This window comes from Pseudomonas sp. L13 (assembly GCF_009935965.1).
GTDB lineage: Bacteria > Pseudomonadota > Gammaproteobacteria > Pseudomonadales > Pseudomonadaceae > Aquipseudomonas > Aquipseudomonas lactis.
In genome coordinates, this window is sequence record NZ_QODJ01000072.1 from 1 (window position 1) to 20,858 (window position 20,858).

Below are 20,858 nucleotides of genomic sequence, written 5' to 3' on the forward strand. Positions count from 1 at the left end.
ATGGCGCGGGGCGGCTAAACCGGCATCCCTGCCGGTTTAGCCCCCAAATCCCTGTCGAATTCCGGCCAGCGTGGTTTGACGGGGCGCTTAAGATCAAGATCAAAAGCAGATCAAGAGCAAGAGCGGCTCGCTTCGCATCGTGGTTACCGTTGGCTGCAACAACCTCCAAGGTTGTGTAGATACCTATGCTGCGATGGCGATGTATCAGCCACTCATGTGCAAGCTGACCCGCCGTCATCGCAGGCAAGCCAGCTCCCACATTTAGACGGTGTTGTGTCAGGGATGGTCTAGAGCCTCACCACCTGATGCACCTGCTCGGCACAGGCCCGAGCGTCTTCAATCATCTTGCCGAACGCATCGCTGGTGACTTCGGCATGGGTCAACCAACGCTTCTTCTGGCTCAGGCGATAGTGATAGCGCAGTGAGCCGTCTTCCAGTTTGCCGTCCAGGTCGAGGTCGTACCAGGGCGAGCGTACCTTGCAGCCAGCAATGGCTTTTTCCATCTTCCCGCCTGCCAGGGTATAGGTGTAGTCATAGGTTTCGGGGTTGCCCAGGTAGAGGTCGGCCTGTTGTCCCTGGCGACGATAGTTGACGTAACCTTCCCAGCGGTCTTTCAAGGACGGGTCGGTGTAGACATAGTCATTGGCCAGTTTTTCCAGGGCGCGCTGATCGTTCATGCGGGCGGTGACGCTGTAGCCGTCATGCACCACAAAGCGGGTCGGTTCGCGGGTGATCTGGCAGTCGCTGATGTCGTTGCCGAAGTTGGCGCAGATGTTCTGGTCGGTGGCGGTGGTGCCTTGCTGGCGGTCGGCGACGCTCAGTTGCATCAGCGGCAGGCGGCTGAAAGTGATAGTCGCCTTCACCGCGCCATCTCCCTCTTTGCCATATTGCACCTGTTTATCCAGGCGTATCGAGACTTCGGGGCGCTCCAGTGGGATATGTTCTTCGCGCACCTGGCCCTGGGCGTCGTTGACCAACACCCAGCGGTCCTGGATGTCGGGCATGGTCTGGCCAGGGGCGAAGACCGGGTTGGTCGGGTCAAGCCACCACACCTGGCCATTCACTTCGGCACGCACGATGGCGTGGTTCGGCGCCTGTGTGCCAGGAATCAGCAGGGCATCGACCACGTCGCCACGGCTGACCCACGCGGTCTCTGCCTTGATGCCGCTGGCCTTGAGCATGGCCGTCAGCAGCGTCGCCAGGTCCTTGCAGTCGCCGTAGCCGTGCTGCTCGATTTCCGCCAGGCTGAACGGCACATAACCACGCTCGCTGGCGCGCCAGTCGCCCAGGTAGCGGTAGTGATCATTGATGTGCTGCATCAGCGCGGCCACTTGCTCAGCCGGCGCCAGGCTGCGTGCGGCGGCCACCGCGGTGGCGGCTTGCGCCGGCAGGGTGGCGCCGAGGATCTGGTTGTAACGCTGGGCGAAATCACCGAAGTACGCCTGGCGGTCCACCGCGCTGCCCACTTCCAGGCGTGGGACGCGCAGCAGCGCGGCGGCGGAGGATTCATTGATGTAGTTGAGGTAGATCGGCGCTTTAAGCGCCACGTCCAGGGTTTTGCCGTTGCTCGAAGGGGTCACGTTGAAGGCGTCGAACATTTCACTACGCCACTGGAGCGGGCGTTCGGCGGTAAAGCGCGCCTTGAAACGATCACGGCGGGCCGCACCGGGGCCGAACTTGAGCACGTAATGGAACTGGCTCATCAGCGGTTTTGCCGGATAGTGGTGGCGTACGGTGTAGCGGATCTTTGTGCCCACTCGCAGGTTGGGGAAGGCCAGGGAGGTTTGCTTATCGCGGCTGAAACCCTGGTCCGGGTTGGGCGCGCTGCGGGTATCGATTTGCGTGGCGGCGAGGGCGACCGGCTTGGCGCCAGGCTGGGTGGACTGGGCGCTGATCACTTCAAAGGTATCGCCTTCGGAGTAATCGAAATCGATGCGCGAGAGCATTTCGCGGCCGTTGGGTTTGAGGATCGTGTAGCGGTAGGTGGTGGTGCAGTCGGTGCTGGCGTCGCGGTTGAAGTGGCAGTGCAATTCGGTGTCGTTGGCCAGTGGGGCTTCGGCTAGGGGTTGCAGTGCAGCGCTGACGGAATGGGAAACCAGCCCCAGACTGATAGCAATCAAAGGGCGGTGAAACGAAAAACGGTACATGGGCGCCTCGGGTGACACATTGAAACAGCTACCCGGCGGGTAGCGAGAAGGCGCCGGATGATAATGGATCTCAACGGCAAAAACCAGGATTGTTCGACAATTTTTAAGTCTGAAAGGCCCGTTCTAGAGCCTTCTGTTGATTTGTGTCAAGGTTTTTATACCGCCGGCGCGGCGCGTGCTTAGAGAAACCAGCGATATTCGCGGGCATGAATTTCTTGCTGGAAAGCCAAGTGATCCTGACGTTTGTTCTCGCAATACACGTCGACAAATTCCGCGCCCAGCTTGTCGCGCAGTACCGGTTGCTGCTGCATGGCACGCACGGCGTCGAGCATTTCCACCGGGAAATCGGTGCCGCTGTTGCGGTCTTCGTTCAGCGGCGCGATGGGTTCACGCTTGGCCTCAAGCCCGTGCTCCAGGCCCACCAGGATTGCCGCCAGCACCAGGTAAGGGTTGGCATCGGCGCTGGCCAGGCGGTGCTCGATCCGCAGGTTGCGCGGGTCGGACTCCGGGATGCGCACACAAGCATCGCGGTCTTCAAAGCCCCAACTCGCCCGCGTCGCAGCGTTGACCGTGCCGCCCAGGCGGCGGAAGGCATTGTGGTTGGGCGAGAAGATTGGCATGCAGTGCGGCAGCAACTCCAGGCAACCGGCCACGGCGTGGCGCAATGGCTGCTGCTGATGGGCCGCGAGCAGGTTATTGCCCGCTGCGTCGTAAAGGCTGACATGCACATGCATGCCGCTGCCGGGAAATTGCAGGTAGGGCTTGGCCATGAAGCTGGCACGGTAACCCTGCTTGAGCGCCACGCCACGGGTGCTGCGGCAGAACAGGGCGGCCCAGTCGGCGGCGCGCAGGCCGTCGTCGCAGTGGCCGAAGTTGATCTCGAACTGGCCGGGGCCGATTTCGGCGGTGATCACCGTGATGTCGATGCCTTGGTCCTTGGCGGTTTGCGCCATGTCGTCGAGCACGTCGCTGAAACGCGACAGCCGTTCGATATGCAGGTTGGGCTGGTCGTCGACATCCCCGCTGAGCGGGTCGCGGGCAAATTGCGGCAGGCCGTTTTCCAACTGTTTATCGAACAGGTAGAACTCCAGCTCAAACGCCACCACTGGGTGAATGCCCTGGTGCTGCAAGCGTTCGAGCACCTTGGCCAGGACTTCGCGGGGTTCGAATTCGATGGGTGCTTCGGTGCCGTCCGAGGTGATGAGCATTTGCCCCAATGGCTGCGACTCCCAGGTCACCGGTTTGAGCGTGCCCGGCACCAATCGGCGGTTGGCGTCCGGGTCGCCATCGTTGAAGCAGTAGTCGCCAATCTTGAACAGCCCACCCTGAGCCCCCAGCAATACCGCATTCTGCGGCAGCTTCAGCGGGCTGCCAGCGGCGACTTTCTCAAGCATCTCCACCGGGTAGCGCTTGCCATAGAAATGCCCGGGAATATCCAGGGCGATCAGGTCCACATAGCGCACGTCGGGATGGTTCTGGCGAAAGCTGCGTACTTCGGCCAGCAACGTGGAGGATTGGCTTTTCACGGGTGCAGCTCCTAGTTGTAAACCCACAGGACGCGGGCGGGCAGGTCGGTGAGGTTGGCATAACGGCAGTGGGCGAAACTGGCGAGGTGGAAACTGTCGCCTTCGTAGAGGGTGACCGCATCTGGCTCACCCTCAACCCACAGCGTCAGCTCGCCCTCCAGCACAAAACCTGCCTGTTCGGCGCGGTCGCTCATAGTCTGTTCGCCGCTGTTGGCACCGGGGGCCAACAGGCTGTCGAGCATCGAAAACGCGCCGTTCATACTCGGCGACACCAGGATGTCGGTGATGCCATTGGCGTAATACACCGTGCGCCGCTCGTTGGGGCGGGTCACCCATTCCACCGCCTTGGGTTTGGGCAGGCTGTAGAAATACGTGGTGGGCACGTCAAGGGCATGGCTGATGGCGGTCAGGTCGGCCACGGTGGGTTGCGACAACCCACGTTCCACTTGAGAGAGAAAACCCACCGAGCGCTCGATCTTTTGCGCGAGTTGGGCGAGGGTGAGTTTCTTGTGCTTGCGCAGGTCGTGGATCAGGGTTGCAAGGGTGGCGAGTTCTTGTTGCTGGCTCATGAAATTTAATTCGAATAATTTCATGAAAAGTTACAGGAATTATTTCATGCGGGCAATGGGGGCGCGCCATCGCCCTCAATTGATGGTGTTTCCAGCCCTTCAGGCATTGGGCAATCAAGGATGGCTGCGATCCCACGTGCCAACTCGATTTCTTCGGGGGTGATATGGCCGTCGTTTTCGATGCAGACGGCGACAGCCTCCATCAGGATCTCTTTATCCTCCGGTTGGAGCTGTTGCAGTCCTTTCAACGGTTTGTCGAGTGCATCCAGGCTTGCACCGTTTTTTAGCTCCTTCATTGGCGCCGTATAAAAGGGCAATACATCACAGGCGCGGTAATAGGCCAACTCGATCTGTGCCTGGCTTCTTTGCCCTGTGAGGGCGAGTATGCCTAGCAGCAACGTCACGTTGCCCTCCTGTTGTTCCAGTGTGTACAGGCTTTTGATTTTTGGCTTCGGCAGTACTTGTGCGTCGAGTAAATTAACCAACGCCCATCCCACAAATAGGGCGCGGGAATCGACGGCCACCAGGCTCCTCATAGTGTTGGTGAATACCTTGTATTGGTCGGTTGGCAATTGTTTGAGCGCCGGAACGCACAGATCGAACAACGGCAAGCGCAGATAGCGGTCCAGCCCACGTAAAGGTTCTTCCAATGCCTGCAGGAAGTGGACGACTTGCGGGTTGGGGACTTTCTGTAGCAGTTTGAGTTGCAACGTGCGCAGATCCGGCTGGGCGCAGATCAGCATGCTGTAGATCAGGGCCTGTGCCCCGGCAGGATCGTCAGCTACCGACCAGACCTCATAGGGGATCATGTTCAGGGTCGCCTGAGTCTGATACAGCTGCGCAGGCTCCTCTGTCGTGCTGTTCAGCCCACTTGCAGCGATGGACACGGCACCAAGTACCTCCCAACGACGACGATTCTCTTCGGCCTGTTCATCGTCGTCCATCAGGGATTCCAGCGGAGGAACATCCGGGTACTCGCCGTCCCATTCGAGATCAAGACGCCGAATACGTTTTTCCAGAGGTGGGTGAGGGGAGACCAGACGCTTTCCCAGGTCTTCGTATGGCGCCGCAAAAAACATCTGAAGAAACTCTTCAGTCTCTTTACAGCCAATCAATGAGCCGTACTCATATCCACCGATTTTCGTCAGCGCGCTTGCCACGCTTTGCGGGTTACGCGTGAACTGGGCAGCGGCGGCGTCGGCTAGATACTTGCGCTGGCGCAGCACACGAGACATGCCCAGAAAGACTAGATAAGCCCAGCCGAGCCCGAAGGGAAGCAGATATCCGGATAATAACGAGAGGCAAGCGATCGCAATATATATCCCTGTCATTCGTGCATCGTCGCGCATGTCATTGTTATGAATCTTGCAGAGCAAATGGGCGACGATTGCTTGAATTTCTTCACGATTGAGGATGGCTAGAGCACCGTAGGTCACACCAATGACTGAATCCTGCGGTGTGCGCCCCGCCGCGAAGGCATTGATGCCGCGGACATTCAGGATGTAGATCCTGGGTACCGGGCTGCCCGAAGCGATGGCCATTTCCTCGACAATATCCAGTAACCAACGATCATCCTCATGGGGATCCAGGCTAATCAAAGTCCCACCGAGTTTTTCAGCAATTGGGCTACCCCCGCCCCTGAGCTTGCGCGTCTGATACCAGCAACATAGCGCAATAAAGCTAAGTATCACCAGACAGGCGATCAGGAGCGCATATGATCCGGCTACTCCAATGGTTGTCAAAAACAGGCTCACCAATACCGCTGGGGTCAGCAATATTATTGTGGTCAGCAATATGCGGTACCCCGCATTACGCCGAGCCCGATCCTGATGTTCAAAAAAGTTCATGCAGCCATCCGTGGCACAAATCAGGTGAAGGATGCGGTCGGGACGGTTTGAATCTGTTCGATATCATCAAACTCCAGCAACGTCGCGTCCGTGCCATGCCCAAAAGCCTCGGCTATCAGGATCGTCGGAAATTTCTGGCGGAAAATGTTGTATTCCATCACCGCATCATTGAAAAATTGACGGGCATACGCGATGCGGTTTTCGGTATTGGTCATTTCATCGCTCAGTTGCATCATTGTTTCCGATGCATACAGGTCCGGATAATCCTCCAGCGAAACGTTCAGGTTATCCATGGCCGTGTTGAGCCGACTCTCATTCCTGCCCAGCTGCGCGATGGAGTGTGCACTGCCAGGTTCTGTCGCCGCGAGTTTGAGGCAGGCAGCCGCCACATTGCGTGCTTCGGTGACGGCCACCAGTGTTCCGCGCTCATGAGTCATGTAAGCCTTGGCCGTTTCCACTAGATTAGGGATCAGGTCATGGCGCCGCTTGAGTTGCACCTCGATCTGGCTGAACGCGTTCTTGAAGCGATTTCGCAAACTTACCAGCGTGTTATAGAGGCCGATAAGGTAGAGCACGATCACACTGAGAGTGCCAATGAAAATGACCCAGAAAACGCTGCCGAACATTGGATTTCCTTATCTGTGAAAAGTGAGGGCGCGATCATAGCGGATAATGGCCATTTGGAATTCCGTATCCAGCTGTTAAACGTGCCGATCAGACGGGTTGGACAGGGTCATTGATCACAGCAACTTAAGAGTGGGATTGGCGCAATGGCAGCAGGCTGAATGATTTTACGCCGCCGCGGTCCGAACTGGGTACGCACTCTAATTTGAAGGAGCACCCATGAAGTCGAAAACCTTAGCCGCTTGCTTGTTGGTCGCTGCCAGCTTTTCCACCGTCAGCGCTGTAGTGCAGGCCGGCGATACCCCTCAGGAAACAGTGCAACCTTCAAACATCAACGCTCGCGACTTGAAAGAGGGCGACCGCGCGCCGGATATCCTGATGCGCAAGGAGTCGGCCATCAGCGATTGGAAAAAGCGCGGCCTCAAACAGCCCGAAGAAGAAAGCCATTGGGCGCGCGTAGGCGACAAGTACGTCCTGCTCAAGACCACCAACGGCACCATCCTTGAGATTACGCCAGTCAAGAAATAATCCCGCCGGGGCACCTGCTCGTTTCATGTTTCTTGCGTTAAGGTAACCGATCGCAATGGTCGCGTTACCTTTGAAGAATGAGAGCAGGATGCTTGCCACCATCAGAAACTACCCCCGCACCGTGAACCTGTTGCTCTGCGCCACGTTGCTGCTGACGCTGGCCAAAGCCATCACGTTTCCTTATCTCGTGATCTACCTCACCAGCCATTTCGCCCTGGACATTACCCAGGTCGGCCTGGTGATCGGCAGTTCGCTGATCGTCGGCTCGCTACTGAGTGTCTACGGCGGTTTCCTGGTCGACCGCATCAATAGCTATCGCCTGTTGCTCGGCTTGAGCCTGGTGTTTGTGCTGGGGTTTGTCGGCACGGTGCTGGCGCAGAATATCTGGGCGTTCTATGGCTGCCTGATCCTGATTAACCTGGCCTACGCCGTCATTGATATTGCGGTGAAAGCCGGCTTCGCCAGCCTGCTGCCCGAAGACGCGCGCAGCGAAGTATTTTCTATCAAGTACACCCTCACCAATATCGGCTATGCCGTAGGGCCGTTCTTTGGCGCGATGGTGGCCAAGCTGGATATCAGCCTGCCGTTTATTCTGTCGGCGCTGTTGGGGCTGGGGTTTTTTCTGCTGTACGGGCGCTGGGGTGACCGTAACTTGGCCACGGTGGACACCACGCAAAAGCCGGTGCCGTTCCTCGCCGTCGCCCGCGTTTTGCTGCAGGACCGTCGCCTGGTGTGCTTCACCCTCGGCGGTTTGCTCAGTGCGGTGGTGTTTGGCCAGTTCACGGCCTACCTGTCGCAGTACCTGGTGACCACCACGACCGCCGAATACACCTACACCGTGATCAGCGCAGTGCTGACCACCAACGCCGTGCTAGTGATTGCCTTGCAGTACTTGATTGGCCGGCGCATCTCGCACCGTTACCTGAGCCAGTGGCTGATCGCTGGCTTGAGCATGTTCATGCTGGGGTTGATCGGCTTCGGGCTGTCCACCAGCGTGTTGGGCTGGGTGCTGGCGATGGCGGTGTTTACCGTCGGAGAGATCATCGTGTTCCCGGCCGAGTACATGTTTATCGACCGAATTGCCCCGGACCACCTGCGGGGCATGTATTACGGGGCGCAAAACCTGTCCAACCTCGGCGCCGCGCTGGGGCCCGTGTTGTGTGGGCTGGTGTTGGCCAGCCTGCCGGCCCATTACATGTTCTACATGCTGGGGGCGTTTATCGTCGCCGGCGGGGTGTTTTATTTCATGGGAGCGGCGATAAAGGCAGATCATCCAGCGTGAGCTTGCCGACGTTGTTGCTTTGCAGCTCGTAGCGCAATTCATCCACCATTTTCGCCACTTCCTGCGGGGTCTGCAGGCGGTTGGTGCTGATGCCGGTCACCACCAGGTCGACGCGGCCAGTCTCGGCGTCGTAGACCTTGAGGGTCAAGGACGCATCCCGGCACAGGGTGAATTCGCACGTCAGCGGTGACAGGCCTTCTTCGATGCAGTTGCGCAGTTGAGAGAGGGTAAACATGCGGGTTCCTTCTAGGCATAAATACGATCCCTTGAAGGTTATTGCTTGCACCGCCGCTCAATAAGGCGAATTCGCACTAGACGCACTAGTGCATTTGCACGGTCAGGGTTTGTTTTTCAGGCGCAAATCACCGGCAAACAGCCCGCGTTCACGGGCCCAGACGATCGCTGCACTACGGCTGTGCACCCCCAGCTTGGAATACACCGTGGCCACATGGTTACGCACGGTGTTGGGCGCCAGTTTCAGGCGCGAGGCAATCTCTTTGTCCGCCAGGCCCTCGCAGATCAGGCCCAATACATCGCGCTCGCGGGCGGTGAGGTCGGTGAACGAGACATTCGGCAGGTTGGGGCTGTTGACGCTCTTGGCGTTGGCCAGCTTCTCGATCAGGGTCTGGCTGAACCAGGACGCGTCCTGCATGACTTCCTCAATGGCCGCCACCAGTTCCAGTTCCGAGCGTTTGCGTTCGGTGATGTTCATCAGCACCATCAGGTAGCAGGGCACGTCCTGAATAATCACGGTGTCGGCAGACACCACGCAGTCGATCACCTCGTTACCTTTCTTGCGCACCTTGAGGTCCTGGCCTTCAAGGTTGCCGGCTTTTTCCAGGGTGGCGAACAGCTGCGCGCCGGCCTGGGGGCTGTCGATGAAGTTGATGTCTTCGATGGATTTGCCGATCAGTTCCTCGCTGATGTAGCCGGTGATGCTCATGAAGGCTTCGTTGATGTCCACCACCTGGCGGTTGTCGGCACTGCACACCAGGGTCGGCACGGGTGTCAGGCGAAAGGATTTGGCGAAGCGTTCTTCGCTCTGGCGCAGGGCGATTTCGGCTTTGCGCCGTGGCTCCAGGTCGGTGAAGGAAAACAGCATGCAGTCTTCCTCGTTCATGTCCAAGGGTTGGCCGGCGACGATCACCAGTTTGCTGCCGCCTTCGGGCAGTCTCAGTTCGGCCTGCATCTGCGGGATGGTCGCGCCTTCGCCCAGGCGCTGGATCGCCAGGTCCTTGCGTTCGGCCTGTTCCAGCACGTCCAGTTCATACACGGATTTGCCGATGACCTGGTCGCGGTTGTAGCCGGTCATCTCCAGAAAACCCTGGTTGACCTTGATGTAGCGCAAGTCGCTGAGGCGGCAGATCACGGCGGGGGCCGGGTTGGCGTTGAAGGTTTTCTCGAAGCGTTGCTCGGCGCTGGCCCATTCGGTGGCGTCGCTGAGGATCAGCACCAGCAACTCTGGCTCACCCTGGGCATCGGTCAGCACCAGGCTGCGCAGGCGGTGCACCCAACTGCGGTGTTCGTCGTCGGCGGGTGTGACTTCCACCACCACATCGCTGAACTCTTCACCGGCAGCCACGCGGCTGAGGGGGTAGCTGTCCAGTGGCAAGGGGTGGTTGTTGCGATAGCGCAGGGCAAAGCGCTTGGCGTACGCCTCGGTATTGGCGCCCAGTTCCTTGACCTCGCTGACCCCATGCATGGTCAACGCCGCTTCATTGGCCCAGAGAATGGTCTGGTCGACCTCGGCCAGAATCACACCGTCGGACAGCCCGGAGATGATGGTTTGCAGTTGGCGGCGGTTGGTTTCTTTGGCGAGAACATCCTGGGTCATAACGTCTCCGATTAGGGCAGGGCAAGGCACATTGGGTTACGACATCCCGGCTTCAGGATAGTGCAGAGTAATTGCCCGCGGGGCAGTGCGAATGCACCAGGGCGCCTGGTGCATATGGGCCAGGACTGAACGTATGTCGTTTCGCCACACTCACACCCAACAAGGCGCATTGCCTTGCTCCCAAATTTTAAAAGGACCTTTGTATGACCACTGTCTATGAAACCAATCGATCGCTGTTTCGTGTGTCGTGGAGCTCGGTATTGGCCGGTAGTGCAATCGCACTGGTCACCTACCTGGTCTTGAGTGTGTTGGGCACCGCCATTGGCGCCAGTGCTGTTGACCCGATGGAAGCGGGTAACCCGTTAAGCGGTTTTGGTACGGGTGCGGGCATCTGGCTGTTTGTATCGACACTGGTCGCCATCGCGTTGGGCGCGTTCGTGGCCGGCCGCACGGCGCCGGATCGCGGCGGTCTGCACGGGGTGCTGACCTGGACCCTGACCACTTTGCTCACCACTTGGCTGCTGGCGGGCCTGGCTTCCAGCGTGGTCGGTACCGCCGGCAACGTCGTGGGCAAAGGTCTGTCCGCAGCCGGCAGTGGCATTGCTGCCGCCGCGCCGGGGATTGGCAATAGCATCAAACAGCAGTTGAACGAGCAGGGCATCGAGCTGGATTGGAACAGCCTGCAAGGCCAACTGGATACCTTGCTCAAGCAGAGCGGCAAGGCTGAGCTGGACCCTGCCAATGTTGAGCAAAAAGCCGATCAGGCAGCGGCCGATGGCAAGCAGTCGGCTACCGATGCAGCGACCAATCCTGCCCAGGCCGGTGATGAGCTCAAGCAATGGTTCGAACGTGTGAAAGCGTCCGGCGAGCCAGCACTGAATGCGGCGGATAAAGAAGCGCTGGTCAACATCGTCGCGGCCCGCACTGGCAAGAGCAAAGAAGAAGCTACCCAGATCGTCGATAACTATGCCCAGGCTTATCAGCAAGCCATGCAAAAGGTCGATGAGCTGAAAAAACAGGCTGAACAAAAAGCCCGTGAAGCCGGTGAAGTCGCTGCCAAGCAACTGTCCCGCGCGGCCTGGAGCACCTTGGCCATGCTGCTGTTGGGCGCAGCCTTGAGCTTCTTTATCGGTCGTATCGCGCTGACTACCCGTCGCGTGCCATTGGCTTAAAACTGTCTACGGCAAGGACGCCGCCTGTGTGAAGGGGTAAAATGCTGGCATTTTACCCTTATCCCACAAAGGTGCCCCCTTGAGCGCAGGCAAAGCCGTCGGACTGTTATTACTCACTTCTCTGTTGGCGGCGTGCGGCACCTCGCCGCCACGCACGCCTAACGACCTGTGCGGCATCTTTCGCGAAAAAGATGATTGGTACGACGCCGCCAAGGTCACGCAAAAGCGCTGGGGCGTGCCGATCCAGGTGCCATTCGCCATCATGTATCAGGAGTCGGGCTTTCGCCACGACGCCAAGACCCCGCGTAAATACCTGCTGTGGATCATCCCCTGGGGCCGCGTCTCCACCGCTTCCGGCTATGCCCAGGCCAAGGATGAAGTATGGAACGACTACCGCAAAGCCACCGGCCGCAGCGGCGCTGATCGCGAAGACTTCGACGACGCCATCGACTTTATCGGCTGGTACATGGACAAGACCTACACCATCAACGGCGTCTACAAGTACGACGCCTATGGTCAGTACCTGAACTACCACGAAGGCTGGGGCGGCTACCGCCAGCGCACCTACGCCAGCAAAGCCTGGCTGCCACCGGTGGCAAGCAAGGTGCAAGCGCGTTCGCAGATGTATGCGCGCCAATATGCCGGGTGCAAGGATGAGTTGGGGCGCGGGTTCTGGAGCCGGTTCTGGCATTGGTTGTAGAGGCTTTTGGATGCACGCAAATCCAATTGTGGGAGCTGGCTTGCCTGCGATAGCGGTGGGTCAGTTGATAAATATTGACTGACACACAGCTATCGCAGGCAAGCCAGCTCCCACATTGGATTGCGTTAACGCGGCTGGATGCATTCCAGCGAGCAGTCCACCATCACGCTGGCCATTCCCCTGCACTTGCCAAACCCATCCGATTCTGGGAAAACCCCAGCCCGTCACCCCTCAATGAGAACCCCATGAGCAACGATGAACTGCAGGTCACCGACATCCGCCTGGGCGACGGCAAGGCCGTGGTCAAGGGCGCGCTGATCACCACCCAATACACCGGCACCCTGGAAGATGGCACGGTGTTCGATTCCTCCTGGGAACGGGGCAAACCGTTCCAGTGCGTGATCGGCACTGGCCGCGTGATCAAGGGGTGGGACCAGGGCTTGATGGGCATGCAGGTTGGCGGCGTGCGCACGTTGTATGTACCCGCGCACCTGGCCTATGGCGAGCGCTCGATGGGCGCGCATATCAAACCGAACAGTAACCTGCGTTTCGAAATTGAATTGCTGGAAGTGCTGACGCGGGATGATTGAAGAGGTTGAACATGGACGTTGATCCACAGGTGTTGCCTGGCAGCTCCCTCGAAGGCGTTCGGGTGGTTGAGCTGCTTGGCTGCGATGAGGCTGAGCTGCAACAGTTTTTTGAACAGGCGCCGGCTTACTTCATCGAGGTGAATGGCGAACCGGCTACCCCGACCGAAGCCCGGGAAGAGTTAAGCGGCCAATTGCCCGCTGGCTGGCATTGCAGCCGCCTGTACTGGCTGGGTTACCGCGATACGCAGGGCCACCTGGTCGCCGTGGTGAATATCGCCGCGGATTTGCTCGCCGCCGGGGTGTGGCACATTGGGTTGCTGCTGGTGCATACGCGCTGGCACGGCAGCGGGCTGGCGCAGCGTTTGCACACCGACCTTGAGGCGTGGGCGGTGGCAAAGGGCGCTCAGTGGCTACGGCTGACGGTGGTGGTGGGCAATACCAGGGCCGAGCGTTTTTGGCCCAGGCTTGGCTATGTACAGGTGCGCACCCGCGAGGGCATCACGATGGGCCGGCAGGTGAATAGGGTGTCGATACAGGTCAAGCCCGTCGGCCAGGGAACCATCGACAGCTACCTGGCGTTGGTTGAGCGGGACCGGCCCGGCGCGCCGTAGCATGAAGGGGGTTTGGCCTCATGCGCAGGCGCTGCCTGAGCGCTTCAGTTCTGGCTCTTCAACCCTGATCCCAAACCTGTCCGACAGCTCCTTTCTCCCCTTGGGCGTCACGGCCAGCGCCCGACAATCAAGGTCCTGGATAACCCATTTGCGGCTGATGACGGCCTGTAGCACAGCGGCCCCCAGTGCGCCGGCGAGGTGAGGGCGGCGCATGCTCCAGTCCAGGCATGAGCAAGCGAACCGACGCCGCTGTGCCCTTACGGTTGCTATGTCGACACCGAGCCCTGTCATCGCTTTTTCGCCCTCCACGCTGAGCTGATACGTACCGTCACTCGCGTCCGACATGCTCAGCCAGCCGGAGTCGAGGAAATAGTCGTGCAGTTGTACCGCCAAGGATCCCGCCATGTGGTCATAACAGGTTCGCGCTAGCTGCAACCGACTGGGGGTCGTCGAAACAAACGAGGTCTGAGCGTTTCGGCTGATCACCATAAGGGCTTCAATTGCTTGGGCCACGTGAGCGTCTGCCAGGCTGAAGTAGCGGTGCCTGCCCTGGGTGTGCAGTTTTACCAAGCCGTCCTCTTTAAGCCTTGCCAAGTGTGCGCTTGCCGTAGAAGCACTGACGTCGGCGATGACGGCCAGTTCAGTACTGGTGCGGGCGTGGCCGTCCATCAGCGAGCACAGCATTTTCGTCCTTGCAGGTTCGGCAATCGCGCCGGCGACACGCGAAATGGCGGTGTCATTGCTTTGGGAATCCATATTTCGTTCCTGAGCGAATTGTCGGTGTGACGGTTGTTCGATAGTAGCCGTTCTTTGCGAAAAGGACTGCCAAAATGACGCCGTTTGAAGCCGCTACCCATGCCGACCCCTACGATTATTACGCACGCCTCAGGCGACACAGTGAACTGGTCTTTGATGCAGATCTTGGTTTATGGATTGCCAGTGGCGCCGGCGTTGTCGAGGCTATCCTGGAGCATCCCGACTGCCTTGTACGCCCACTGCACGAGCCGATTCCAGCGGCCATTGCACAAGGCGCGGCAGGCGATATCTTTGGTCGTTTGATGCGTATGAACGAGGGCGTGCAACACCGCTGCCCCCGGATGGTTATCGAATCCGCCTTGGGCTCGCTGGGAAGCGAAAATCTCGCAGGCATTGTGGCGCGGGTTGCCGAGACATTGGATGAGCCGGTCGGTAACCCGAACGAGTGGATGTTCAGGTTACCGGTTTCGGTCATTGCGACGTTGATAGGTTTCGCACCCAGCCAGTTGCAGGAAGTCGCGCAACTGACACGGGATTTTGTCGCCTGTCTATCGCCATTGAGCGACGAAGCTCAACTCAGTGAAGCCCATTGTGGGGCAGCTCGGCTGAGGCAAATGTTCCAGGTGCTGCTGAGCAACGATGATAAGGGTAGTGGCGTGTTGAACCGTCTTTATGGCGAATACCAAGCCTCAGCCTGGAAAGACGATGAGGCGTTGATAGCGAATCTGATCGGGTTGTTGTCACAGACCTACGAAGCCACTGCCGGCCTGATCGGCAACGCCCTCATAGCGTTCCAACGACACCCTGGCCTGTTTGACGGCATGCACGCCACGCCCATGCGCGTCGCTGAGTGGGTGGCAGAGGTGGCGCGCCATGACTCACCGGTACAAAACACGCGACGCTTCGTTGCACAGCGCTGCACGATTGGCGGCAGCGTTCTAGAGGCGGGCGATACCGTTTTACTCTTGCTTGCTGCTGCCAACCGAGATCCCTGCGCCAACCCAGACCCCGACAGTTTCCTGCCCAAACGAACTCAACGACGAACCTTCAGCTTCGGCGCAGGCAGGCATCAATGCCCAGGCCAGCCCTTGGCGTTGGCTATTGCCTCAGAGGTGATTTCGGCATTCTTGCATCGACGGCCAGACTTATCTGCCCGTGCTTATCGCTGGGGTTATTGGCCTTCCCTGAATGGCCGCATCCCGCGGTTCTACCGTGATGAGGAGACTCAACAATGATCGCTGTTATTTTTGAAGCCTGGCCACACAAGGACCACTACCAGCGTTATCTCGACCTCGCTGCCGAACTCACGCCCTTGCTCGCTCAAATCGATGGCTTCATCTCAGTTGAGCGTTTCCAGAGCCTGAGTGAACCTGCAAAGCTGCTCTCCCTATCATTCTGGCGTGACGAGGAAGCCATCCAGCAGTGGCGCAGCCTTGAGCTACATCGAGCCGCTCAATCAACAGGCCGTCGGCAGGTTTTCGCTGACTACCACCTGCGCATTGCCCAGGTAGTGCGCGATTACAGTCTCGAGGATCGTGTTCAAGCGCCGACCGACAGCAGGCAGGCGCATGAGTGAAAACAGCACACCGCCTCTGTAGGAGCGAGCTTGCTCGCGAAGAACTCGCAGGCGCCGCGTTCATTCAGCAAGCACGCGTTATCGTTGGCGTTTTTCGCGAGCAAGCTCGCTCCTACAGTGATTACCTGAACCCATCCTGAAGAATTTTCTTATTCGCCATGCAGGCACTTTCCTACGGTTTACTCTGGCAACATCGGGGCGTAAGCTTCGCGCGTTTTCATCAATAGCGGAGACCCTCAGTGGGTACTTGTTCGAGTGACAGTCGTCGGCCGGTTTCGGTAACCGGCCTCTTGGCAAGGTAACGCGCATTTTCCAGATGCCGTTGTCTCGCCTCACAAAGCGAGAAGCGGCATCCCGGCATTGGCCAGTCCTGGCACCTGCCTGATTCCCTCTCATCGACGCTGACCAGCACCTGGGTAACGCCTGGATGCTACGGACGCGCCTGCCTGTTACGGCGGGCGGGCCAGGTTCGGCTGTGCCTGTGCGACGGGCGCGGTGTGGACGGGCAGTACCTGCACGACGGTTTTTCCTCGCGCAGGAGTTACACCATGAACCTCACTTTGCTCAAAGAGTTCTTCGCCGGTTTCCTGCGGACCCGGCATATCGCCCGGCATTTTCGCCGCCTGGCGATGCTCGAGACCGTGACCGACGCCAGCGTCAGCCGCGAAGTACCGCCCAGCCTGGCGCAGACACTGGTGGCTTCTGCCAACCGCAGCACCGTGCAATTGCTGGGTGTACTGGGCAGCCACGCCGAGGGCCTGAACACTCAGGAGGCCGACGCCCTGCGCGTGCAATACGGCCTCAATGAAGTCGAGCACGAGCAGCCGCTGCCGTGGTGGGTGCACCTGTGGCATTGCTACAAGAACCCTTTCAACCTGCTGCTGACCCTGTTGGCGGTGATCTCCTGGCTGACCGAAGACATGAAGGCCGCCACGGTGATTTTCTCCATGGTGGTGCTCTCGACCCTGTTGCGCTTCTGGCAGGAGGCTAAGTCCAACAAGGCTGCCGATGCCTTGAAGGCCATGGTGAGCAATACCGCGACGGTGCTGCGCCGCGATGCTGCCAAGCGCATTGAACTGCCGATCAAGCAACTGGTGCCAGGCGATCTGATTGTGTTGTCGGCCGGCGACATGATCCCCGCGGACTGCCGCGTGCTCAGCGCCAAGGACTTGTTTGTCAGCCAGGCGGCGATGACCGGTGAATCCATGCCGGTGGAGAAGTTCGCCCACCAGCAGGACGCCCATACGCGCAACCCGCTGGAGCTGGAGAATATTCTGTTCATGGGCACCAACGTGGTGTCCGGCGCCGCCACGGCGGTGGTCCTGGCCACCGGCAACAGCACGTACTTTGGTGCCTTGGCGCAACGCGTCACGGCAACGGACCGTGCGACCACCTCGTTCCAGCAGGGGGTCAACAAGGTCAGTTGGTTGCTGATTCGCTTTATGTTCGTGATGGCGCCGCTGGTGCTGTTCATCAACGGCTTCACCAAAGGCGACTGGACCGAGGCGTTGCTGTTTGCGCTGTCGATTGCGGTGGGCCTGACCCCGGAAATGCTGCCCATGATCGTCACCTCAACCCTGGCCAAGGGCGCGGTGTTTCTGTCGCGCAAGAAGGTGATCGTCAAGCGCCTGGACGCTATCCAGAACTTCGGCGCCATGGACGTGCTGTGCACCGACAAGACCGGCACGCTCACACAGGACAAGATCTTCCTGGCGCGCCATGTGGACGTGTGGGGCCAGGAGTCGGACGACGTGCTGGAAATGGCCTACCTCAACAGCTACTACCAGACCGGCTTGAAAAACCTGTTGGATGTGGCCGTGCTTGAGCATGTGGACATCCATCGCGAGCTGAAAGTCGGCACCGCGTTCCACAAGGTTGACGAGATTCCCTTCGACTTCAACCGCCGCCGCATGTCGGTGGTGGTGGCCGAGCAGCACCAACCGCACCTGTTGATCTGCAAGGGGGCGGTGGAGGAAATTTTGTCGGTATGCAACCGCGTGCGCCATGGCGACGTCGATGAAGTGTTGACCGACGAACTGCTGGCGCGCATTCGCCAGGTGACGGCAGCCTTTAACGAAGAAGGGCTGCGGGTGGTGGCGGTCGCGGCGCAGCCGATGCAGGCAGGACGAGACACCTACACCCTGGCTGATGAGAACAACCTGACGCTGATCGGCTACGTGGCGTTTCTCGACCCGCCCAAGGAAAGCACCGCACCGGCTCTCAAGGCCCTGAAGGCTCACGGCGTGGCGGTGAAAGTACTGACCGGCGACAACGAACTGGTCACGGCGAAGATCTGCCGCGAAGTGGGCCTGGAACAACAAGGCTTGCTGATGGGCAACGACATCGAGGCCATGAGCGATGCCGAGCTGGCCCTGGCCGTGGAAACTACCAATGTGTTCGCCAAGCTCACCCCCAGCCACAAGGAACGCATCGTGCGTCTGCTCAAGGCCAACGGGCATGTGGTGGGCTTTATGGGCGATGGCATCAACGATGCCCCGGCGTTGCGCACGGCGGATATCGGTATCTCGGTGGACAGCGCGGTGGACATCGCCAAGGAAGCGGCCGACATCATCCTGCTGGAGAAGAGCCTGATGATCCTGGAGGAGGGCGTGCTGGAAGGCCGGCGCACCTTTGCCAACATGCTCAAGTACATCAAGATGACCGCCAGTTCCAACTTCGGCAACGTGTTCTCGGTGTTGGTGGCCAGTGCCTTTATCCCGTTTTTGCCGATGCTGCCGATGCACCTGCTGGTGCAAAACCTGCTGTATGACATCTCACAGATCGCGATTCCGTTCGACAACGTCGACGACGAGATGCTTGCCACGCCGCAACGCTGGCAGCCAGGCGAGGTGGGGCGCTTCATGCTGTTTTTCGGGCCGATCAGTTCGATCTTCGACATCACCACGTTCGCACTCATGTGGTATGTGTTCGATGCCAACACGCCAGACCACCAGACGCTGTTCCAGTCCGGCTGGTTTGTGGTGGGGCTGCTGACCCAGACCCTGATCGTGCACATGATCCGTACCCCGAAAATCCCGTTTCTGCAAAGCCGTGCAGCGCTGCCGTTGATGTTGATGACCGGCGTGATCATGGCCGTGGGGATTTTCCTGCCGATGGGGCCGTTGGCGCATTACTTCAAATTGCAGGCGCTGCCGTCGCTGTACTTCGTGTTCCTGCCGGTGATTTTGCTGGCGTACATGGGGCTGACCCAAGCGGTGAAAGGCTACTACATCCGCAGGTTTGGTTGGCAGTAATACAACATCGCGAAACCCTGTGGGAGCCGGGCTTACTGTAATGCTCGTCAGTCAAGGTTCTGTAGGAGCGAGCTTGCTCGCGAAAAACTCGCAGGCGCCGCGTTCCTTCAGCAAGCACGCGTCATCGTTGACGTTTTTCGCGAGCAAGCTCGCTCCTACAGGGACCGGCATTGTTTCAATGTGCATCTGCATTCATGGAGATTTTTTTATGCAGGCAATCAACAACATTAACCTCAACTCCCTGGTCGACACCGTGGTCAGCCTCAGTGCTGCTTTTATTCTCGGTGGCCTGATCGGGTTCGAACGTCAGTATCGCCAGCGCACCGCTGGCTTACGTACCAATGTGCTGGTGGCGGTAGGCGCGGCTATCTTTGTCGACATGGCTAACCGCCTGGGCGGTGCGGAAGGCGCGGTGCGTGTGGTCGCTTACGTGGTCTCGGGCATCGGCTTCCTGGGGGCGGGTGTGATCATGCGCGAAGAAGGCAATGTGCGCGGTCTTAACACGGCCGCCACCCTCTGGGCTTCGGCGGCGGTGGGCGCCTGCGCTGGCGCCGACCTGATCCTCGAGGCCTTGCTGGGTACGCTGTTTGTGCTGGCGGCCAACACCTTGCTGCGGCCGATCGTCAATAACATCAACCGCCAACCCTTGGACGTGGTGTCGGCAGAGGTCACCAACATTCTTTACGTCATTGCGCGCCGCAGTCAGCAGCAGGCGGTGATGGCGTTGCTCGAAGCCGAGCTGGCACGTTGCAACTACCCGGCCAGCGATGTCGATGTGCGGCCATTCGGCAGCGACGAAGTGGAGATCGAGGCCATCCTGGCCGCCACGTCGGTAGATGGCGACGAGCTGGACGCACTGGTGGTGCGCCTCTCAACATCAACCTTGGTGGTACAGGCATTCTGGAGTCCGAGTACCACCGACTGACCCCTATGGGTTAGCCAGGATTGGCTAAGCTTGCTTGTGGAAAAATCCTACATCTAGTCCGGATTATCCCTTCAGTTGAAACATCTTTGCGTTGCTAAGGTTAGGCACTTGCGGCTGTTGGGTCGTTGAGGTCCGGCGTCCGTAGTTATGCTGAGTTAATTGAAGGGGCCAGACACCGCCTGGTTACCGTCCTGAGAAAGCAGTGCCGCTCGTCGGAACTGTCATTTCTCACAGGTACCCAGGTCCGGTGTGATGTGTAAGGGTATTTTGTCCACATAGGGAAGTTTTATGAGCAAAGCATTAATTGTGGATGACCATCCGTTTATCCGGGCGACGGTCAAACACCTCCTGCAATTGGAGGGTTTTGTTGAAATTTTTCAGGCAGGGGATGGCGCAGATGCCATGCAATTGGCGAGGGAGCAACGTCCCGAGCTGATTATCCTCGACCTGGCGATGCCCAAGTTGGGCGGTTTGGAGGTCATCAGCCGCATCAAGGCGCTGGGCTTGCCGTGCAAGATTCTAGTGCTGACTTCCTACCTGGCGGTGTTCTTTTCCACCCGCTGCATGCGCGCCGGCGCCATGGGGTTCGTCGCCAAGACCGGCGAACTGGATGAGCTGCAAAAGGCTATCAAGGCGATCATGTCGGGCTACAGCTGCTTCCCCAGTTTGCCGACCAGTTCGGTGCGGCGCGACGATTTGCAAGAAACAGAACGGCAGATGATCGAATGTTTGTCTGACCGCGAACTCACCGTACTGCAGATGCTCGCCCTAGGGTTGGGCAACAAGGAAATCGCCGAGCAAATGCTGCTGAGCCACAAGACCATCAGTACCTACAAGACTCGACTCAAGGAGAAGTTGCGCATGTCCTCGGTAGTGCACTTATCCAAGTTTGCCCAGCGCAACCATCTGATCTGAAC

General features: G+C 59.0%; 19 protein-coding genes. 11 read left to right on the forward strand and 8 right to left on the reverse strand.

Annotation, left to right across the window (positions count from 1 at the left end; genetic code table 11):
• Nucleotides 1-287: 287 nt before the first annotated feature.
• The 5 genes from DK871_RS25090 to DK871_RS25110 all read right to left on the reverse strand — a co-directional run bounded on the left by DK871_RS25090 (nt 288) and on the right by DK871_RS25110 (nt 6,715).
• Entirely contained in the window at nt 288-2,147 is a 1,860-nt protein-coding gene (locus DK871_RS25090; protein WP_161907029.1) for a DUF3857 domain-containing transglutaminase family protein, read from the reverse strand.
• Nucleotides 2,148-2,326: 179 nt separating this feature from the next.
• Nucleotides 2,327-3,673: a glutamine synthetase family protein gene (locus DK871_RS25095; protein ID WP_161907030.1), complete on the reverse strand. Its 1,347-nt coding sequence runs from the start codon at nt 3,671-3,673 to the stop codon at nt 2,327-2,329.
• Between the two features lie 11 nt (nt 3,674-3,684).
• A complete protein-coding gene (locus DK871_RS25100) occupies nt 3,685-4,242 on the reverse strand; it encodes a helix-turn-helix domain-containing protein (RefSeq protein ID WP_161907031.1) in 558 nt (185 codons plus the stop codon).
• A gap of 44 nt (nt 4,243-4,286) precedes the next feature.
• Nucleotides 4,287-6,089, reverse strand: coding sequence for a M48 family metalloprotease (locus tag DK871_RS25105; RefSeq protein ID WP_161907032.1), 1,803 nt, complete (start codon nt 6,087-6,089; stop codon nt 4,287-4,289).
• Between the two features lie 20 nt (nt 6,090-6,109).
• Nucleotides 6,110-6,715, reverse strand: coding sequence for a LemA family protein (locus DK871_RS25110; RefSeq protein ID WP_161907033.1), 606 nt, complete (start codon nt 6,713-6,715; stop codon nt 6,110-6,112).
• Between the two features lie 217 nt (nt 6,716-6,932).
• Between DK871_RS25110 and DK871_RS25115 the strand changes: the two genes are divergently transcribed.
• Together DK871_RS25115 and DK871_RS25120 are read left to right on the forward strand one after the other, a co-directional pair.
• Nucleotides 6,933-7,241, forward strand: a complete 309-nt coding sequence (locus DK871_RS25115; protein ID WP_161907034.1) for an RcnB family protein — start codon at nt 6,933-6,935, stop codon at nt 7,239-7,241.
• Nucleotides 7,242-7,329: 88 nt separating this feature from the next.
• On the forward strand, nt 7,330-8,523 hold the full coding sequence (locus DK871_RS25120) for an MFS transporter (protein ID WP_161907035.1): 1,194 nt from the start codon (nt 7,330-7,332) through the stop codon (nt 8,521-8,523).
• On the opposite strand, the gene DK871_RS25125 is transcribed toward DK871_RS25120, so the two are convergent.
• Together DK871_RS25125 and DK871_RS25130 are read right to left on the reverse strand one after the other, a co-directional pair.
• A complete protein-coding gene (locus tag DK871_RS25125) occupies nt 8,486-8,758 on the reverse strand; it encodes a DUF1652 domain-containing protein (RefSeq protein WP_003190355.1) in 273 nt (90 codons plus the stop codon). The genes DK871_RS25120 and DK871_RS25125 overlap by 38 nt on opposite strands.
• A gap of 102 nt (nt 8,759-8,860) precedes the next feature.
• Nucleotides 8,861-10,357 carry a PAS domain S-box protein gene (locus DK871_RS25130; protein ID WP_014717983.1) on the reverse strand — a complete coding sequence of 499 codons (1,497 nt, stop codon included), beginning with the start codon at nt 10,355-10,357 and terminating at the stop codon, nt 8,861-8,863.
• A gap of 203 nt (nt 10,358-10,560) precedes the next feature.
• Between DK871_RS25130 and DK871_RS25135 the strand changes: the two genes are divergently transcribed.
• The 4 genes from DK871_RS25135 to DK871_RS25150 all read left to right on the forward strand — a co-directional run bounded on the left by DK871_RS25135 (nt 10,561) and on the right by DK871_RS25150 (nt 13,430).
• Entirely contained in the window at nt 10,561-11,529 is a 969-nt protein-coding gene (locus DK871_RS25135) for a hypothetical protein (RefSeq protein ID WP_019821429.1), read from the forward strand.
• Nucleotides 11,530-11,608: 79 nt separating this feature from the next.
• On the forward strand, nt 11,609-12,229 hold the full coding sequence (locus DK871_RS25140) for a lipoprotein (RefSeq protein ID WP_034127075.1): 621 nt from the start codon (nt 11,609-11,611) through the stop codon (nt 12,227-12,229).
• 245 nt (nt 12,230-12,474) lie between these two features.
• Nucleotides 12,475-12,819: an FKBP-type peptidyl-prolyl cis-trans isomerase gene (locus DK871_RS25145; RefSeq protein WP_003190363.1), complete on the forward strand. Its 345-nt coding sequence runs from the start codon at nt 12,475-12,477 to the stop codon at nt 12,817-12,819.
• Between the two features lie 11 nt (nt 12,820-12,830).
• The gene (locus tag DK871_RS25150; protein WP_161907036.1) at nt 12,831-13,430 is read left to right on the forward strand and encodes a GNAT family N-acetyltransferase; all 600 of its coding nucleotides are present in this window, start codon (nt 12,831-12,833) and stop codon (nt 13,428-13,430) included.
• A gap of 18 nt (nt 13,431-13,448) precedes the next feature.
• Here DK871_RS25150 and DK871_RS25155 read toward each other — a convergent pair whose 3' ends face one another.
• The gene (locus tag DK871_RS25155; RefSeq protein ID WP_161907037.1) at nt 13,449-14,186 is read right to left on the reverse strand and encodes a helix-turn-helix transcriptional regulator; all 738 of its coding nucleotides are present in this window, start codon (nt 14,184-14,186) and stop codon (nt 13,449-13,451) included.
• Nucleotides 14,187-14,260: 74 nt separating this feature from the next.
• On the opposite strand from DK871_RS25155, the gene DK871_RS25160 reads away from it, so the two are divergent.
• The 5 genes from DK871_RS25160 (at nt 14,261) to DK871_RS25180 (ending at nt 20,856) form a co-directional block, all read left to right on the forward strand.
• Nucleotides 14,261-15,421 (forward strand): cytochrome P450, encoded by a 1,161-nt coding sequence (locus tag DK871_RS25160; protein ID WP_161907038.1) that lies wholly within the window; start codon nt 14,261-14,263, stop codon nt 15,419-15,421.
• The gene (locus DK871_RS25165; RefSeq protein WP_161907039.1) at nt 15,418-15,762 is read left to right on the forward strand and encodes an antibiotic biosynthesis monooxygenase; all 345 of its coding nucleotides are present in this window, start codon (nt 15,418-15,420) and stop codon (nt 15,760-15,762) included. Before DK871_RS25160 ends, DK871_RS25165 begins: the two co-directional genes overlap by 4 nt.
• 548 nt (nt 15,763-16,310) lie before the next feature.
• Complete coding sequence (mgtA, locus tag DK871_RS25170) at nt 16,311-19,016, forward strand: magnesium-translocating P-type ATPase (protein WP_161907040.1); 2,706 nt, start codon at nt 16,311-16,313, stop codon at nt 19,014-19,016.
• A 208-nt stretch (nt 19,017-19,224) separates the two neighbouring features.
• Nucleotides 19,225-19,941: an MgtC/SapB family protein gene (locus tag DK871_RS25175; RefSeq protein WP_161907041.1), complete on the forward strand. Its 717-nt coding sequence runs from the start codon at nt 19,225-19,227 to the stop codon at nt 19,939-19,941.
• A 288-nt stretch (nt 19,942-20,229) separates the two neighbouring features.
• Nucleotides 20,230-20,856 carry a response regulator transcription factor gene (locus tag DK871_RS25180; protein ID WP_003190370.1) on the forward strand — a complete coding sequence of 209 codons (627 nt, stop codon included), beginning with the start codon at nt 20,230-20,232 and terminating at the stop codon, nt 20,854-20,856.
• Nucleotides 20,857-20,858: the final 2 nt, after the last annotated feature.